Genomic DNA, 15,524 nt, shown 5'->3' on the forward strand with positions numbered 1-15,524 from the left:
CTACCAGGACGAACTCTCGTCATACGAAGGCGAGCCCTCGCCCCCCGAAGGCGTGCTCTCGCCCTCTGAAGGTGAGCTCTCGTCTCCCGTGGGCGAGCTCCCGCCGTCCGTAGGGGAGGCCCCTGTGTCCGTAGGCGACGCTCCTGTGTCCGTAGGGGACGTCTCCGCGGGCGGCGGTTCCGGAGGTGTGTCCGTGTCTGTGGGGGACGCCTCCGGGTAGGAAGGAGCAGGGGAGGCCCCGCCGCCCGGGGCCTCCCTCTCGCACGTCAGGGAGAAGGCGGCGCGGTTCGAGGCGACCGCCTCCGGGCTCCGCACCTTCAGCCCCGCCCGGCCCGTCAGCGTGCCGCCCGGCTCGTACGTCGTCACCGTGAGCCCCACCGTCACCCGCTGCGCTCCGCCGCCCGGGAAGCGGACCGTCCGCCACGGCCCGTCGGGGGAACCGCCGCCGTCGACGTCCCAGCGGTAGACCACCTCGGCCGGACCGCGGCTGACCGTGATGACCCCGGAGAACGCCGGGGCCGTGGCGGCCGGCGGCGGACAGCGGCCCCGATAGGCGCCGCGCACGGTCGAGACGGCGACCGTGACGGCGACCTCGGGCCCCGAAGCACGCGCCCCGCCCTCGGGTCCGCCGCCCCGGTCCGTGTCCGCTCCGGAGGACGCCCCCGGTCGCGTGCTCGCGGGCGCCGTGTGGTCGGCCGGCTCCGGGGTGCCGTCGCCGCCCAGCAGCGCCCAGGCAGCGCCGCCCGCCGCCAGCACGACGGCCAGGGCGGTCGCGACCAGGCGGCGGACCGGGGGCCGCCGGCGGCCCGGCGCGGCGGGCGAGCCGTGCGTGACGTACGGCTCCGGGGGAGGCGGCGGGACGCCCAGCCCGGAGGCCGGGCCGTCGCCCGGTGGCGGGCCCGGTGCCGCGATCGTCGGGGAGTACGGGGGCGGCGGCGCGGCGGCCGTCACCGTGGCCGGCTGCCCGCCGCTGGCGACCGCCGCCAGCATCCCCGCGGCCTCGTCCGCCGGCAGCCGCTCGCGCGGGTCCTTGCGCAGCAGCCCCGCCAGTACGGGCGCCAGCGGGCCCGCCCGGCGCGGCCGCGGCAGCTCCTCGTCGACCAGCGCGCGCATCGTGCCCAGCGGCGTCTCCTCATGGAAGGGCGGCGCGCCCTCTACTGCCGTGTACAGCGTCACGCCCAGCGACCACAGGTCCGACTCCGGGCCGGCCGTCCGCCCGAGCGCCCGCTCCGGCGCGAGGAATTCGGGCGAGCCGATCAGCTCGCCGGTCAGGGTCAGCGCGGAGGACCCCTCGACCGTCGCGATCCCGAAGTCGGTGAGCACCACCCGGCCGTCGTTCGCGAGCAGGACGTTGCCCGGCTTGACGTCGCGGTGCAGTACGCCCGCCGCGTGCGCCACTTGCAGCGCGGCCAGTACCTCGACGCCGATGCGGGCGGCGCGCACGGGGGAGAGCGGCCCGTCGGCCGCCAGCGTCTCGGCGAGCGAGAGGCCGCGGACCAGCTCCATCACGACCCACGGGCGGCCGCCCTCGGTGACCACGTCGAAGACGGTCACGACGTTGCGGTGCGCGATCCGGGCCGCGGCCCGGCCCTCCCGCTCCAGCCGCGCGTACATCAACCGTTCCTCGTGCGCGGGCAGTTCGCGCGGCGCCCGCACCTCCTTGACGGCCACCTCGCGGCCCAGCAGCTCGTCCCGGGCCCGCCACACCGCGCCCATGCCGCCGCGGCCCAGCTCGGCCAGCAGGCGGTAGCGGCCCGCCAGTACCCGTTCGTTCCCCGCACCTGTGTCCATGGCACGAGCCCCCTCGACTCCGCAAAAGGAGCGATGTGGGGAAAACGTACCTCCGTACGCCGCCGTTGCCGCCCCCTCGGGGGCAATCCGGAGCGGGACAAGGAGGGGCGCACGGCACCCAGTGGTGACGCTCCGTCATGGGGGGCGCACGCTCGGGGCCACCGTGTGCCTCCGTACGCCGTCAACTCGGTCTGGAGTAGGTGCGGTAGGCGCACGTTCCGTATGGTGTTGGTCAACGCCCTTGCGGGGCAGGTGAATACTGATACCGGGCTGCGCGAAGAGCGTGCGGGAGAGATAGGGTTACCCTGCCCGGGCCGGGTGCCCTCGTACGGGTGGGGAGTGTCATGGAACAGATTGCAGTACGCAGCAGGCCGCGAGTGCCTGCCATCACATGCGGCGGCGCGTCCAGTGCGCGTCTGGACCGCCATCTCGCGGTGCTCGGCGGACCGGCGATACCGCAGCGGGAGACCGAGGGCGCCACGTCGCTGATGCAGGAGATCACCAAGCGTGATCACGCACGGACGCGGAAGAGCCGCGGGGCGCGAGTGTCGCTCTTCGCGCCGCTGCGCCGGCTGCGCCGGTCGCTCTTCGGCGGCCACGGCTGAGCGGGGCCGCGCCGAGCGGTGCTCCGGTGCGCCCCGAGTGCGCCCCGGCAGCTCCCCGCCGCTGATCCGGCCCCGTTCGCGGGCCCCCGGAGACCGCCCGGCCCCGGCCACGCAGCCCAGTTCACGGTCGTACGCGTCCGTCCTTCTCCCGGCAGTCCGGGGGCGGGACGGGCGCGTTCGGCGTTTCCGGCGGCGGGCCGGTGAGTGGTAGCGGTACGCCGGATCGCCTGCTGACTCGTACCGGATCACCGCCTCACTCGTAACGGTGATCTCTCGCCGGGCTGTTGACGTGACGATCATTCCGCGCCAGGGTGCAGTCGCTTGCCCCGTACAACCATCTTTGCCGCGGGAGGCGCCGGTGTGTGATCTGCACGACGACCACGAGCACAAGCACGGGCACGACGCGGGGGCGGCCCCCGGCGGGCTCAGCAGACGCAGAATCGTTCAACTGCTGGGCGCCGCGGGGGTGAGCACGGCGGCGATGAGCGCGGCCGCCGACCCCGCGATGGCCGCGGCGTCCGACGCGGCCGCCGCCGACCCCGACGGATACCGGGCGCCCAAGGGGCTGGCCGAGGACTCCCCGGCCAAGGCCGCCGCGCTGTCGTGGATCGACGACCAGCGCGCGAAGATCACCGGCCTCGACGACGAGATCTGGGCGAACGCCGAACTCTCGCTGCGCGAATGGAAGTCCTCGCTCGCCGAGGCGGACTTCCTCAAGGCCGCCGGCTTCGACGTGGAGTTCGGCACGGCCGGCTTCCCGACCGCCTTCACCGCCACCTTCCGGCACGGCAAGGGCGGCCCGGTGCTCGGCTTCAGCGGCGAGTACGACGCACTGCCGGGGCTGTCGCAGCGCAAGGGCGTGGGCCACCACGACCCGCTGGAGTACGTCCACGACCCGTTCGCGCCCGGCTACGGGCCCGGCCACGGCTGCGGGCACTGCGCCCTCGGTACGGCAGCCGCGGCGGCCGCGGCGGCGGTCGCCAAGGCGGCACAGGCGCACGGCCTCGACGTCACGGTCAAGTTCTTCGGCTCCACCGCCGAGGAGCAGCTGATCGGCAAGACGTACGCGGTCAGCAAGGGCGTGTACGACGGGCTGGACGCCTTCCTGGACTGGCACCCGTCCACGTCCAACGCGACCGGCTGGGGCTCGTCCACCGCGATGACCGCGGTCACCTTCACCTTCCTCGGTGTCGCGGGCCACGGCGGCACACCGCTGGGCAACAAGAGCGCGCTGGACGCCGCGGTGATGATGGCGACGATGTCGGAGTTCCTGCGCGAGGAGAACCTCGCGCCGTCCGGCCGGCTGCACTGGGTGATCAACAACGGCGGGGACATCCCGAACGTCACCCCGGAGATATCCGAGATCTCGTACTACGTGCGCGAGGGCAGCCCGGAGCGGGTGCAGGTGCTGCTCGACAAGGTCATCGAGGTGTCCGAGGCGGCCGCCAAGGCCAGCCGGACCACCGTCCGGCACCGGATCACCTCCGCCTGCTGGAACCAGCTGCCGTCCCGGTCCTTCGCCGAGCTGATGCACGACAACATGCGAAAGATCGGCCCGCCGGAGTTCAGCGACGAGGCGCAGCGGCTGGCCAAGGAGCTGCAGAAGTCGCTCGGCCTGCCCGAGAAGGGGCTGCACGACAAGATCGGCGAGCTGACGCCGCCCAACCCGGTCTTCATGGGCGGCGGTTCCACCGATGTCGCCGACATCAGCTGGAACGTGCCCACCGTCTCCATGGGTGCAGCGCTCGCCCCCATCGGCACGAAGATGCACACCTGGTCGACGGCCGCCTGCGCCGCGGCGGCGCCCGGCCACGCGGCCCTCCTCGCGGCGGCGAAGTACCTCGCGGCGACCGCCGTGGACCTGATCACCCAGCCCGCGCGGCTGAAGGCGATCAAGGACGAGTTCGCCGAGCGGACCAAGGGGGTGCGCTGGAAGACCGCCCTCCCGGACGGCTACGAGCCGCCCATGTACGAGCCGCCGCAGTGGTTCCTGCAGCGCACCGGCCAGTCCTGGCCGCCGCCGAACATCACCTGGCCCCCGAAGCGCGTGGTGAGCAACGAGAAGTTCAGCTCGCTGGGACCGGAGCTCGCGCCGCAGAAGTGACCCTGCGGGCCGCGGGCTCCGTCAGAGCAGCGCGAACTGGCCGTCCGGGCCCTCCTCCTGGTGATCCAGGACGGAGGCCGGGCGGCGCGCCGCCGCGGGGACCGGGAGGACGCCAGCGGCGGCCAGCTCCGCGGCGCCGACGGGCGTGGACGCGGCGAGCGCGGTCGTCAAACGGTCCTGCTCGGGGGTGAGTTCGCCGAGCAGCGCCAGTACGGTGATCAGCTCCAGGAGGTCGGTGGTCCACTCCTGGGGCCAGGCGGCGGGGCGCACCGCCTCCAGGGTGCCCGGCTCGACGGCGCCCGTACGCCGCTCCAGCCACGCCTCCAGTACGCGGACGCCGCCCGCGTGCGCGTCCCAGGCGGCGGCCGGTACGGGAGAGATCCGGCCCTCCCCGAGGAGCAGCGCCTCCTCCTCGGGGTCGTACGTGAACTCCGTGGGCAGCCCCCTGGAGGGCAGCGCGGCGCGGACGTACGGGCGGCGCCCGCCGGGCAGCCGGGGGCGCTCGCCGGTGCCCGCGCCCCGGGTGTGCAGCCGGATCAGCTCGCGCCCCAGCGCCATCCCGCGCGCCCACAGGTCCGGGTCAGCGGTGAGCGGGACGGCGATGCCGCCGCCGTCGTGCCGGGCGGTGGCGGCGAGGTAGGCGAAGGTGTCCTCGGCGGTGACCGGGTGTCCGAGGCGGTCGCCGAGGTGGCCGAGGAGGCCGGGCGCGAGGTTCGGTTCGGTGCCGGCGGGGCGGCGGTACAGGGGGCGGACGCGGCCCTGGCGGCCGACGGGCAGCACGGCCGAGAGGGCGAGCGCGGGACCGGCGTCCTGCGGGACGCGCGGCTGCTCGACGGCGAAGAGCTGGGCGGCGTCCGCGACCCGCCACAGCTCGGGTCGGGCCGCGTCGATCAGCCGGTGGTCGGGCAGCAGCCACAGCTGGTCGTACGTGCCGTGCGCGACCCGCAGCGGCTCGGCGCAGGGCGCGTCGCCCGCGACCAGCCGGGCCAGCCGACCGGTTGCGATCTCCTGACCGGGGAGCTGGCCGACCGCGGTGTGCAGGGTGCGGGCCCGGGACGGGCGGAAGAGCCGCTCGCGGTCAGCGAGCCCGTCGGCCCGCAGCAGCGCGTCCCAGCGGGCGCGCAGCGAGGCGGCGTCGGCCGCCATGACCCAGCCCCGGCCCGGCCGCGGCGCGGGCACGGACCACGGCATCAGATCGGACAGCAGGGGCACGTCCCCCTCGTCCCGCTTCGCCGTCACGCGGCAACCCTCCCGGACGCTTCCGATGACCCGGGCATGGTAACCACGCCCCCGGTGGACGGACTCAGTGCGCGTCCAGCGTCACCGTGAACGAGAAACGGTCGCCCCGGTAATGGATGCGCGCCACATCCACCACCTGCCCCGCCTCGTCGTACGTGATGCCCGTGTAGTGCAGGATCGGGCTGAGCAGCGGGACGTCCAGCAGCCGTGCGGTCTCCGGGTCCGCCAGCCGCGCCTCGACGGTGTCGGTGATCCGCCCGATCCGTACCCCCACCGAGTCCCGCAGCACCTTCGTCATCGGGTGACGCTCCAGCTCGGCCGGGTCGATGCGCGCGGCGACGTCCGGACGCACGTGGTTGACGGCGTGGTTGGTCGGCTCGCCGGTCCGCTCGTCGCTGCGCAGCCGCCGGTACACGGCGACGTCCGGCAGCCCGGGGAAGTGCTCGGCCAGCTCCGGCGGCACCGGGCCCGTGCCGTGCTCCAGCAGCTCGCTCACCATGCCGGACTGCTGGGCCACGATCGCGTCCACCGAGCCCAGCAGCCGTACCGGGGCGCCGCGCCGCGCGGCCGGCTCGATGAACGTGCCCCGCCGCCGGTGCCGGCTGATCAGCCCCTCGGTCTCCAGCTCCTTCAGGGCCTGCCGCATGGTCAGCACGCTCACCCCGTAGTGCGCGGCGAGCGTCTCCTCGGTGGGCAGCCGCAGCGGCGCCTCGGGGTGGCGGCCCAGTATCGAGGCCCGCAGCGACTGCGAGACCTGGTACCACAGCGGCAGCTTGCGGTTCAGGGCGAGCGAGTCGGGCGCGAAGGTCGTCACGGACACCAGCCTCTAGAGACGGAAGTGGCGTTCCAGACCCTGCCACACGTCGTCGTAGCCGCTCTGCAGGTGGTCGGCGGTACGGGCCTGCTCGGTGAGCAGCACCGGCCAGCGCGTCTCGAACATGAACGCCAGCCCGTCGTCGACCTTCTGCGGCTTCAGCTCGGCGGCGCTCGCCTTCTCGTACGTCGTGCGGTCCGGGCCGTGCGCGGACATCATGTTGTGCAGCGATCCGCCGCCGGGCACGAAGCCCTCCGCCTTCGCGTCGTACGCGCCCGCGATGAGGCCCATGTACTCGCTCATCACATTGCGGTGGAAATAGGGCGGCCGGAAGGTGTTCTCGCCGACCAGCCAGCGCGGCGCGAAGACCACGAAGTCCACGCCCGCCAAACCCGGGGTGTCGCTCGGCGAGGTCAGCACCGTGAAGATCGACGGGTCCGGGTGGTCGTAGGAGATCGAGCCGATGACGTTGAAACGGCGCAGGTCGTAGACGTACGGCACGTGGTTGCCGTGCCAGGCGACGACGTCCAGCGGGGAGTGGTCGTAGGTCGCGGACCACAGGTTGCCGCAGTACTTGTTGACCACCTCCACCGGCCCCTCCACGTCTTCGTACGCGGCGACCGGCGCGAGGAAGTCCCGGGCGTTCGCCAGCCCGTTGGCGCCGATCGGGCCGAGGTCGGGGAGCTGGAAGGGGCGGCCGTAGTTCTCGCAGACGTACCCGCGTGCACTCGCCTCCAGTAGCTCGACGCGGAAGCGGACGCCGCGCGGGATCAGCGCGACGTGCCCCGGCTCGGCGGCGAGCAGCCCGAACTCCGTGTGCAGCAGAAGGCCGCCGCGCTCGGGGACGATCAGGAACTCGCCGTCCGCGCTGCTGAACACGCGCCGTTCCATGGGGGCGTTGGCGTGGTACAGGTGCACGGCCATGCCGCTGCGCTGCGTCACGTCGCCGTTGCCGCCGAGCGTCCACAGCCCGGCGACGAAGTCCGTGCCGGGCGCGGGCTCGGGGAGCGGGTTCCAGCGCAGCCGGTTCGGGTCGGGCTCGGTGGCGGTGAAGGGGGCCGCGCGTACGCCGCCGTTGTCCGTCCGGCGGAACGGCGGGTGGGCGGCCGAGGGGCGGATGCGGTACAGCCAGGAGCGGCGGTTCTGCGCGCGCGGCTCGGTGAACGCGGTGCCGCTCAGCTGCTCGGCGTACAGGCCGAGCGGGGCCCGCTGGGGGGAGTTGCGGCCCACCGGCAGCGCGCCCGGCACGGCCTCGGAGCAGTGTTCGTTGCCGAAGCCGGGGGAGTACGTGAGTCCCTGCGCCGTCTTCCTCGCCTGCTCGCCGACCGTGCCTGTCATCGCGCGCTCCCGCCGCTCAAGGAATCCTGTGCATGACCCTAGGATTGGTGCCCTGGCCCGTCAACGGAATCGCCGGGGACGCTCCCGCGGGCGGTGGGAACCGGCCGGAGTGCGTGCAGGATGGAGTACGTGGATACCCCGTCACTCCGCCGCGCCCCCGTCCAACGACGCAGCGCCGAGCGCCTCAGCCGCATCCTCGACGCCTGTGCCGAAGTCCTCGACGAGCAGGGGTACGAGGAGCTGAGCACGCGCGCGGTGGCCGCGCGGGCCGAGGTGCCCATCGGGTCGGTCTACCGCTTCTTTCCCAACAAGCGGGCGATGGCCGAGGCGCTGGCGCTGCGCAATCTCGACGGGTACGCGGAGCGGGTCACCGCCGGGCTCGCGGCGGCCGGTGACCGGCTGGACTGGCGGTACGCCATGGACGTGGTGGTCGAGGAGTACCTCGTCATGAAGCGGTCCGTGCCGGGTTTCGCGCTGGTGGAGTTCACCGTGCCCGCGCCGCAGGGCACCCGGGAGGCCAACCACCGCGTCGCCGACCGGCTGCTGGCGCTGCTGGCCGGGCCGCTCGGCCTGGACCCCGCGGAGGAGCGGCTGCGGACCGCGTTCCTGGTGGGCGTGGAGGCGGCCGATGCGCTCGTGCAGCTGGCCTTCCGGGTCGCGCCCGAGGGCGATCCGGGGATCGTCGCGGAGACCAAGGAGCTGCTGCGGGCGTACCTGGGGCGGGTGCTGGACTGAGCGCGCTCCGCCGCTGCCCTATTGACCTGGGGTTTTGCTCGTATTGCTCGCGCGTCAAGGTCTTGTTAACAAAAGTTCGCCGCCCCTAACGTCACCACGACCGCCACCCCCTGGCAGGTGTTCAAGGGCGAACGTGAGGTACCCCCAATGCTGACAATCCTCGGGTTTGTCATGATTGCCACCTTCTTGGTGCTGATCATGATGAAGAAGATGTCGCCGATGGCGGCACTTGTGCTCATTCCAGCGCTGTTCTGTGTCCTGGTCGGGCAGGGCGCGAACCTCGGTGACTACGTCATCGACGGCATCGCCGACCTGGCGCCGACCGCCGCGATGCTGATGTTCGCGATCATCTACTTCGGAGTGATGATCGACGTCGGCCTCTTCGACCCGATCGTCCGCGGCATCCTCAAGTTCTGCAAGGCCGACCCGGTCCGCGTGGTCGTGGGCACGGCCCTGCTCGCCGCGATCGTCTCGCTCGACGGCGACGGCTCCACCACCTTCATGATCACCGTCTCGGCGCTGTATCCGCTCTACAAGCGGCTGAAGATGAGCCTCGTGGTGATGACCGGCGTCGCCGCCACCGCCAACGGCGTGATGAACACGCTCCCCTGGGGCGGCCCCACCGCCCGTGCCGCGACCGCGCTGAAGCTGGACGCCGGCGACATCTTCATCCCCATGATCCCCGCGCTGGCCACCGGCCTGGCCGCCGTCTTCGTCCTCGCCTACGTGCTGGGCCGCCGCGAGCGCAAGCGCCTCGGCCTCCTCACCCTGGACGAGCCCGGCACCGCGCGGGCCGTGGAGACCGAGGAGGTCACGGAGAAGGAGACGGTCCTCGTCGGAGCGGGCGCGGGCGCCGGAGCCAAGGATGGTGCCACCGGCCGTACGCTGCCCACCGGAGGGTCCGCCGGGACCGGCGGCACGGACGACGGCCAGGAACCCGAGGAGGAGTTCCAGGCGCTGGACCCGCAGCGCGCCACCCTGCGCCCCAAGCTGTACTGGTTCAACGCCGCCCTCACCATCGCGCTGCTCACCCTGCTGATCATGCAGGTGATGGACATCCCGGTGCTGTTCCTGCTCGGCGCGGCCATCGCGCTCACCGTCAACTTCCCGCACATGAAGGACCAGAAGGCGCGCATCGCCGCGCACTCCGAGAACGTCCTGAACGTCTCCGGCATGGTCTTCGCCGCCGCCGTCTTCACCGGCGTGCTCACCGGCACCGGCATGGTCGAGCACATGGCCCGCTGGCTGGTCGGCAACGTGCCCGACGCGATGGGCCCGCACATGGGCCTGGTCACGGGCCTGCTCAGCATCCCGCTGACGTACTTCATGTCCAACGACGGCTTCTACTTCGGCATCGTCCCGATCCTCGCCGAGGCCGGTGCGGCGCACGGTGTGGGCGCCCTGGAGATCGCCCGCGCCTCCCTCGTCGGCCAGGCCCTGCACATGTCCAGCCCGCTCGTCCCCGCCGTCTACGTCCTGGTCGGCATGGCCAAGGTCGAGTTCGCCGACCACACCAAATTCACCGTGAAATGGGCCGCGCTCACGTCCCTGGTGGTGCTCGGCGCCGGACTCCTGTACGGAATCATCTGACCCATGAAGACCGCGTCGACGCCCGGTAGGGGCTGGCTGCTGCGCCTCGTACTCACCTTCTCCTTCGCCCAGGCGGCGGTGAGCATGGCACGGCCCGCCGTCTCCTACCGGGCGCTCGCGCTGGGCGCCGACGAGACCGCGATCGGCGTCATCACCGGCGTGTACGCGCTGCTGCCGCTGCTGGTCGCGGTCCCGCTGGGCCGCCGCACCGATCACGGCCGCTGCACGCCCCTGCTGGCCGTCGGCGTCGCGCTGATCACCGGCGGCTGCGCGCTCAGCGGCGTGGTGGCCTCGCTGCCCGCGATGGCCGCCTGGAGCGGCGTCATGGGCCTCGGCCACCTCTGCTTCGTGATCGGCGCCCAGTCCATCGTCGCCCGGCGCAGCGCCCCCGAGGAGCGCGACCGGAACTTCGGCCACTTCACCATCGGCGCCTCGCTCGGCCAGCTCATCGGCCCGGCGGGCGCCGGTCTGCTGATCTCCGAGCACGACGGCGCGATGGCCCGTACCAGCGCGACCGCCCTGCTGGTCTCCGCGGCCGCCGCGGCCTGCGCCTGTACTGCCCTGTGGCGGCTGGAGCAGCGGGGTGCCGCTCTCCCGGCGGCGCGTACTGATGCCCGCCGCGTGCCCGTACTCGGCATCCTGCGCACCCGAGGAGTCGGCGCCGGCATCTTCATCAGCCTCTCGGTGCTCTCCGCCACCGACATCCTCACCGCCTACCTCCCGGTCGTCGGCGAGGCCCACCACATCGCGCCCGCCACGATCGGCCTGCTGCTGAGCCTGCGCGCCGCGGCGACCATCGCCTGCCGGCTCGTGATGACCCCGATGCTGCGGCTCCTCGGCCGTACGGTCCTGCTGACCACGACCTGCGCGGCGGCGGCCCTCCTGTGCGCGGCCATCGCCGTGCCGCTGCCGGTCTGGGCGCTGGCCCTCGTCCTGGCCGCGCTCGGCTTCTGCCTGGGCGTCGGCCAGCCGCTGTCCATGACCACCGTCGTGCAGGCGGCCCCCGACGACGCCCGCTCCACCGCCCTCGCCCTGCGCCTCACCGGTAACCGTCTCGGCCAGGTCGCGGCGCCCGCCGGCGCGGGGCTCGCCGCCGGCATCGCGGGCGCCGCCGCGCCCTTCGTCCTGCTCGGCGTCCTGCTGCTGGGCTCGGCCGCGGTCGCCCTGCGGTCACCGCGGGAGGCGGGCAGGGCGCCGCGCGGCCCCGGCGCGCCCCGCAAGAAGCAGCCTCCTAGGGCTGCGGAGGCGCGGCCCTGCTGTCCTGAAGGGCGGCGATCTGGGCGCGGGAGCTGAAGCCGAGCTTGGCGAGGATGTGCTCGATGTGCGAGTCGACGGTCCGCTTGGAGACGACGAGCTTCTCGGCGATCTCCCGGTTGGTGAGGCCCTCGGCGACCAGCGCCGCGACCTGACGCTCGCGGGGAGTGAGTTCGTCGGCCGTACCGCTCGGCCGGGCCGGCAGCTCCGGCATCTTCGTGAGGCCGTCGTCCAGCGCCAGTTCCACGGCCTCGGCGGGCGCCAGTGAGCTGCCCTCGGCGAACGCCCGGTGGAACGCGTCCGCGCCCAGTGCCCGGCGGGCCAGCTCGGCCGCCTTGCCGTGCAGCTCGTGCAGTACGGGGATGCCGAACCGGGCCTCCTTGGCGGCCTTGCGCCACAGCACGTCGGCAGCGCCCTGCAGGGTGCCCACCCGCTCGAAGTGGCCCTGCTCCGCCGCGTACCAGGCGAAGCCCTCCAGGAAGTGCGCCATGCCCATCGTGTCGCGCAGGGCGGCCTTGAAACGGATGCCCTCGCGGCAGCACTCGATACTCTGCCCGTACTCGCCCTTCAGCCACAGGCCGACGCTCTTGACCCACAGGGCCCAGCTCCGCGACCAGTGTTCCTGCGGATGGGCGGCGTTGCGGCGCAGCGATTCGTCGCACAGGGCGATGCCCTCGCCGATGCCTCCGGTGACGAAGTGGGCGAAGGCGAGTTGGAAGGCGGTGATCAACAGGGCCACTTCGTCGCCTGCTTCGGCCATCCGCCGGCGGGCGTCGTCGTATCCCTCGGCGACGCCGTCGACGGTGCCGCGGAAATAGCGGGCGTGCTGCCGGAAGGCGAGCGTCCAGGCGAGGCCGCGGGCATCGCCGGCGCGGGCGGCGATCTCCTCGGCTTCGTCGAGCAGCGCCCAGTTGTCGCCCCGTTCACCCTGGATGTCCAGGTACCAGCTGGTGAGCCAGAGCGCCTTGACGCGTTCCGGGGTCGGTTCACGGCTGCTTTCGAGGGCGCGGCGCAGCCAGTAGCGGCCCTCGGTGTACAGACCGGTGCACTGCCAGTAGCCCCACAGCCGGGTCGCGAGGCACAGGCCGTCGTACGCCAGGCCCGGGATGCTGATGCAAGCCTCCAGCGCGGCCCGCAGATTGGCCTGGTCACAGCGGAGTCTGCGGATCCAGGGGAGCTGGCTGTCGCCGGTCCATTCGGCGTCGAACTGCCCGGCCCGGTCGAGGAAGTACGCCGCGTGGCGCTTCCGCAGGTCCGTCTCCTCCGCTCCCGCGGCGAGCTGTTCCCGGCCGAACTCGCGGATCGTGTCGAGCATCCGGTAATGGGTGCCCACGTCGGTCTCCACGCGCAGTACGACGGACTTCTCGACCAGCCCGAAGAGCGCGTCGAGGATGTCCTCGGCCGGGAGGGCGCTGTCGTCGGCGCAGATCCCTTCCGCCGCCGCCAGGCTGAACTCCCCGGCGAAGACGGAGAGCCGGGCCCACAGCATCCGCTCCTGGGGGGTGGACAGCTCGTGACTCCAGCCGATGGTGGTCCGCAGCGTCTGATGACGGGGAACGGTGGTGCGGCGGCCGCCGGTGAGCAGCAGGAAGCGGCGGTCGAGCCGGCCGAGGATCTCCTCCAGGGACAGCGCGCGCAGCCGGGACACGGCCAGCTCGATGGCGAGGGGGATGCCGTCCAGGCGGCGGCACAGGGACGTGGCGTCGGCGAGGTTGTCGTCGGTGAGGGCGAATCCGGGTACGGCCGCGGCAGTGCGGTCCGCGAAGAGCTGCAGGGCATCGGAGCGTACGCAGGGCCGGCCGCACCGGTCCGCCGCGGCGCCGTCCGCCACGGACAGCGGGGGAATGGGCAGGACGTGCTCGCCCGCGATGTCCAGCGGCTGCCGGCTGGTCGCGATCAACCGCACGTTCCGTGCACTGCGCAGGAGTTCGTCGGCGAGCAGCGCGCACGCGTCGATCAGATGCTCGCAGGTGTCGAGGATGATCAGGGTTTTCTTGTCCTCCAGGTAGCCGGTGAGGACTTCCATGGCGGGCCGGGCGGTCTGCTCGGGCAGATCGAGCGCGGCCGCCACGGTGTGCGGCAGCAGCTCGGCTTCGGTGAGCGCGGAGAGCGGTACGAGGTGGACCCCGTCCGGGAAGCGGTTGCGCAGTTGATGCGCCGCGCGCACCGCCGTGCGGGTCTTGCCGACCCCGCCGGGGCCGGTGAGGGTGACCAGGCGGGAGCGGTCGAGTACCTCCGCGACCTGGGCGAGCTCCCGCTTCCTGCCGATGAAACTGGTCGTCTCGGCGGGCAGCTCGCCGCTGCGCCGGTGCCCGGTGTCCTCGGCCATGCGCGTCGCCACCCCGTACGTCGGAACTCGTGAAGTGATGCCGGATGGCGCGCACGGTAGCGGGGGAGCGGGGGACGTGCGTCCCTTCCGCCGACTGTCACCCGCCCGAGAGGCGGGAGTGGGATACTGCGCCGCCCGTCACCCGTATCCGCCGAGATCGGACCCTCGACAGGGTGGCGCCCCGCAAACTAGCGGCGATAGTTTGTACGCGCGGCGTATGAGCACCCGCTTAGCGCACCTGACGACCACCCTCGGGAGGACGCCGAGATGAAGGCACACGACGGCATGTACATCGACGGAGCCTGGCGGGACGCGGCGGGGGGCGACACCATCGAGGTGCGCAACCCCGCCGACGAGCAGGTGATCGCCACCGTTCCGGCCGGTACCGCGGCCGACATCGACGCCGCCGTACGGGCGGCGCGTGCCGCGCTCCCCGGCTGGCGCGCCACCGCGCCCGCCGAGCGCGCCGCCAAGCTCACCGCGCTGGTCGAGCAGCTCAAGGCGCACGCCGACGAGATCGCCGAGACCATCACCGCCGAGCTGGGCTCGCCCAAGTCCTTCGCCGCGAATGTGCAGACCGGCATGCCGATCGCGGTGACCGCCTCGTACGCCCAGCTCGCCGCCGAGCACTCCTTCGAGGAGCAGCTCGGCACCTCCACCGTGCTGCACGAGCCGGTCGGCGTGGTCGGCGCGATCACGCCCTGGAACTATCCGCTGCACCAGATCACCAACAAGGTCGCCCCGGCGCTCGCCGCGGGCTGCACCGTCGTCCTCAAGCCCGCCGAGGACACCCCGCTCACCGCCCAGCTCTTCGCCGAGTGCGTGGATGCGGCGGGCATCCCGGCGGGCGTCTTCAACCTGGTCACCGGGCTCGGCACGGTCGCGGGCCAGGCGCTCGCCGAGCACGAGGGCGTGGACCTGGTCTCCTTCACCGGCTCCACCGCGGTCGGCAAGAAGATCGGCGCCATCGCCGGCGGCGCCGTCAAGCGCGTCGCGCTGGAGCTGGGCGGCAAGTCCGCCAACGTCATCCTGCCCGGCGCCGACCTCGCCAAGGCCGTGAAGGTCAACGTCGCCGACGTGATCCGCAACTCCGGCCAGTCCTGCAACGCGCTGACCCGCATGCTCGTCCACGAGGACCAGTACGACGAGGCCGTCCGGCTCGCCGCCGACATCGTCGCCAAGTACGTGCCCGGCGACCCGAACGACGAGGCCAGCCGTCTCGGCCCGGTCGTCAACGCCAAGCAGCGCGACCGCGTCCGCGACTTCATCGTCAAGGGCCAGGAGGAGGGCGCGCGCCTTGTCATCGGTGGCGCGGAGGCCCCCGAGGGCCTGCCGTCCGGCTACTACGTCCGCCCCACTGTCTTCGCCGACGTGACCCCCGGCATGACCATCGCCCAGGAGGAGATCTTCGGGCCGGTCATCTCGATCATGAAGTACCGGGACGAGGACGAGGCCGTGCAGATCGCCAACGGCACGGTCTACGGGCTCGCGGGCGCCGTCTGGGCCGCGGACAAGGAGACCGCGGTGGCCTTCGCGCGCAAGCTGGACACCGGCCAGGTCGACATCAACGGCGGCCGCTTCAACCTCCTCGCGCCCTTCGGCGGGTACAAGCAGTCCGGCGTCGGCCGCGAGCTGGGCCCGCACGGCCTGACCGAGTACCTCCAGACCAAGTCGCTCCAGCTCTGAGCGGCCCGGGGCGCCGGCCCTGCCCGGCGCCCCGCCACC

Annotated in this window: 11 protein-coding genes; 6 read left to right on the plus strand and 5 right to left on the minus strand. The window is 72.9% G+C overall.

Translation table 11 applies throughout. The features are described from left to right. Positions 1 to 1,791 (minus strand): serine/threonine-protein kinase, encoded by a 1,791-nt coding sequence (locus AB0I82_RS19430; RefSeq protein ID WP_363258529.1) that lies wholly within the window; start codon positions 1,789 to 1,791, stop codon positions 1 to 3. Between the two features lie 344 nt (positions 1,792 to 2,135). On the opposite strand from AB0I82_RS19430, the gene AB0I82_RS19435 reads away from it, so the two are divergent. Beyond that, entirely contained in the window at positions 2,136 to 2,396 is a 261-nt protein-coding gene (locus AB0I82_RS19435) for a hypothetical protein (protein ID WP_030252229.1), read from the plus strand. 358 nt (positions 2,397 to 2,754) lie between these two features. Further along, positions 2,755 to 4,500: an amidohydrolase gene (locus AB0I82_RS19440; RefSeq protein ID WP_363258530.1), complete on the plus strand. Its 1,746-nt coding sequence runs from the start codon at positions 2,755 to 2,757 to the stop codon at positions 4,498 to 4,500. Positions 4,501 to 4,521: 21 nt separating this feature from the next. Here the strand turns inward: AB0I82_RS19440 and AB0I82_RS19445 are convergent, their stop codons facing one another. The 3 genes from AB0I82_RS19445 to hmgA form a co-directional block, all read right to left on the minus strand. Then, positions 4,522 to 5,739: a type ISP restriction/modification enzyme gene (locus AB0I82_RS19445; RefSeq protein ID WP_363258531.1), complete on the minus strand. Its 1,218-nt coding sequence runs from the start codon at positions 5,737 to 5,739 to the stop codon at positions 4,522 to 4,524. A gap of 64 nt (positions 5,740 to 5,803) precedes the next feature. Next, the gene (locus AB0I82_RS19450; protein ID WP_363258532.1) at positions 5,804 to 6,553 is read right to left on the minus strand and encodes a GntR family transcriptional regulator; all 750 of its coding nucleotides are present in this window, start codon (positions 6,551 to 6,553) and stop codon (positions 5,804 to 5,806) included. 12 nt (positions 6,554 to 6,565) lie between these two features. Continuing rightward, complete coding sequence (hmgA, locus tag AB0I82_RS19455; protein ID WP_363258533.1) at positions 6,566 to 7,891, minus strand: homogentisate 1,2-dioxygenase; 1,326 nt, start codon at positions 7,889 to 7,891, stop codon at positions 6,566 to 6,568. A 120-nt stretch (positions 7,892 to 8,011) separates the two neighbouring features. On the opposite strand from hmgA, the gene AB0I82_RS19460 reads away from it, so the two are divergent. From AB0I82_RS19460 to AB0I82_RS19470, 3 genes are all read left to right on the plus strand, one after another. Continuing rightward, positions 8,012 to 8,626, plus strand: a complete 615-nt coding sequence (locus AB0I82_RS19460) for a TetR/AcrR family transcriptional regulator (RefSeq protein WP_363258535.1) — start codon at positions 8,012 to 8,014, stop codon at positions 8,624 to 8,626. A 147-nt stretch (positions 8,627 to 8,773) separates the two neighbouring features. Further along, positions 8,774 to 10,216, plus strand: coding sequence for a citrate:proton symporter (locus AB0I82_RS19465; RefSeq protein ID WP_363258536.1), 1,443 nt, complete (start codon positions 8,774 to 8,776; stop codon positions 10,214 to 10,216). A 3-nt stretch (positions 10,217 to 10,219) separates the two neighbouring features. After that, complete coding sequence (locus tag AB0I82_RS19470; RefSeq protein WP_363258538.1) at positions 10,220 to 11,509, plus strand: MFS transporter; 1,290 nt, start codon at positions 10,220 to 10,222, stop codon at positions 11,507 to 11,509. Here AB0I82_RS19470 and AB0I82_RS19475 read toward each other — a convergent pair. Next, positions 11,448 to 13,799, minus strand: a complete 2,352-nt coding sequence (locus tag AB0I82_RS19475) for a LuxR C-terminal-related transcriptional regulator (RefSeq protein WP_363258539.1) — start codon at positions 13,797 to 13,799, stop codon at positions 11,448 to 11,450. The genes AB0I82_RS19470 and AB0I82_RS19475 overlap by 62 nt on opposite strands. Positions 13,800 to 14,066: 267 nt before the next feature. Here AB0I82_RS19475 and AB0I82_RS19480 point away from each other — a divergent pair, with 267 nt between their 5' ends. Beyond that, on the plus strand, positions 14,067 to 15,485 hold the full coding sequence (locus AB0I82_RS19480; RefSeq protein ID WP_363258540.1) for an aldehyde dehydrogenase family protein: 1,419 nt from the start codon (positions 14,067 to 14,069) through the stop codon (positions 15,483 to 15,485). The last annotated feature ends 39 nt before the right edge of the window (positions 15,486 to 15,524 follow it).

The organism is Streptomyces sp. NPDC050315 (genome assembly GCF_040655775.1).
Taxonomy (GTDB): domain Bacteria; phylum Actinomycetota; class Actinomycetes; order Streptomycetales; family Streptomycetaceae; genus Streptomyces.

Coding starts and splice junctions, on each gene's coding strand:
- AB0I82_RS19430 (WP_363258529.1), bottom strand. CDS start 1,791: ATGGACACAGGTGCGGGGAACGAACGGGTACTGGCGGGCCGCTACCGC.
- AB0I82_RS19435 (WP_030252229.1), top strand. CDS start 2,136: ATGGAACAGATTGCAGTACGCAGCAGGCCGCGAGTGCCTGCCATCACA.
- hmgA (WP_363258533.1), bottom strand. CDS start 7,891: ATGACAGGCACGGTCGGCGAGCAGGCGAGGAAGACGGCGCAGGGACTC.
- AB0I82_RS19460 (WP_363258535.1), top strand. CDS start 8,012: ATGGAGTACGTGGATACCCCGTCACTCCGCCGCGCCCCCGTCCAACGA.
- AB0I82_RS19465 (WP_363258536.1), top strand. CDS start 8,774: ATGCTGACAATCCTCGGGTTTGTCATGATTGCCACCTTCTTGGTGCTG.
- AB0I82_RS19470 (WP_363258538.1), top strand. CDS start 10,220: ATGAAGACCGCGTCGACGCCCGGTAGGGGCTGGCTGCTGCGCCTCGTA.
- AB0I82_RS19475 (WP_363258539.1), bottom strand. CDS start 13,799: ATGGCCGAGGACACCGGGCACCGGCGCAGCGGCGAGCTGCCCGCCGAG.
- AB0I82_RS19480 (WP_363258540.1), top strand. CDS start 14,067: ATGAAGGCACACGACGGCATGTACATCGACGGAGCCTGGCGGGACGCG.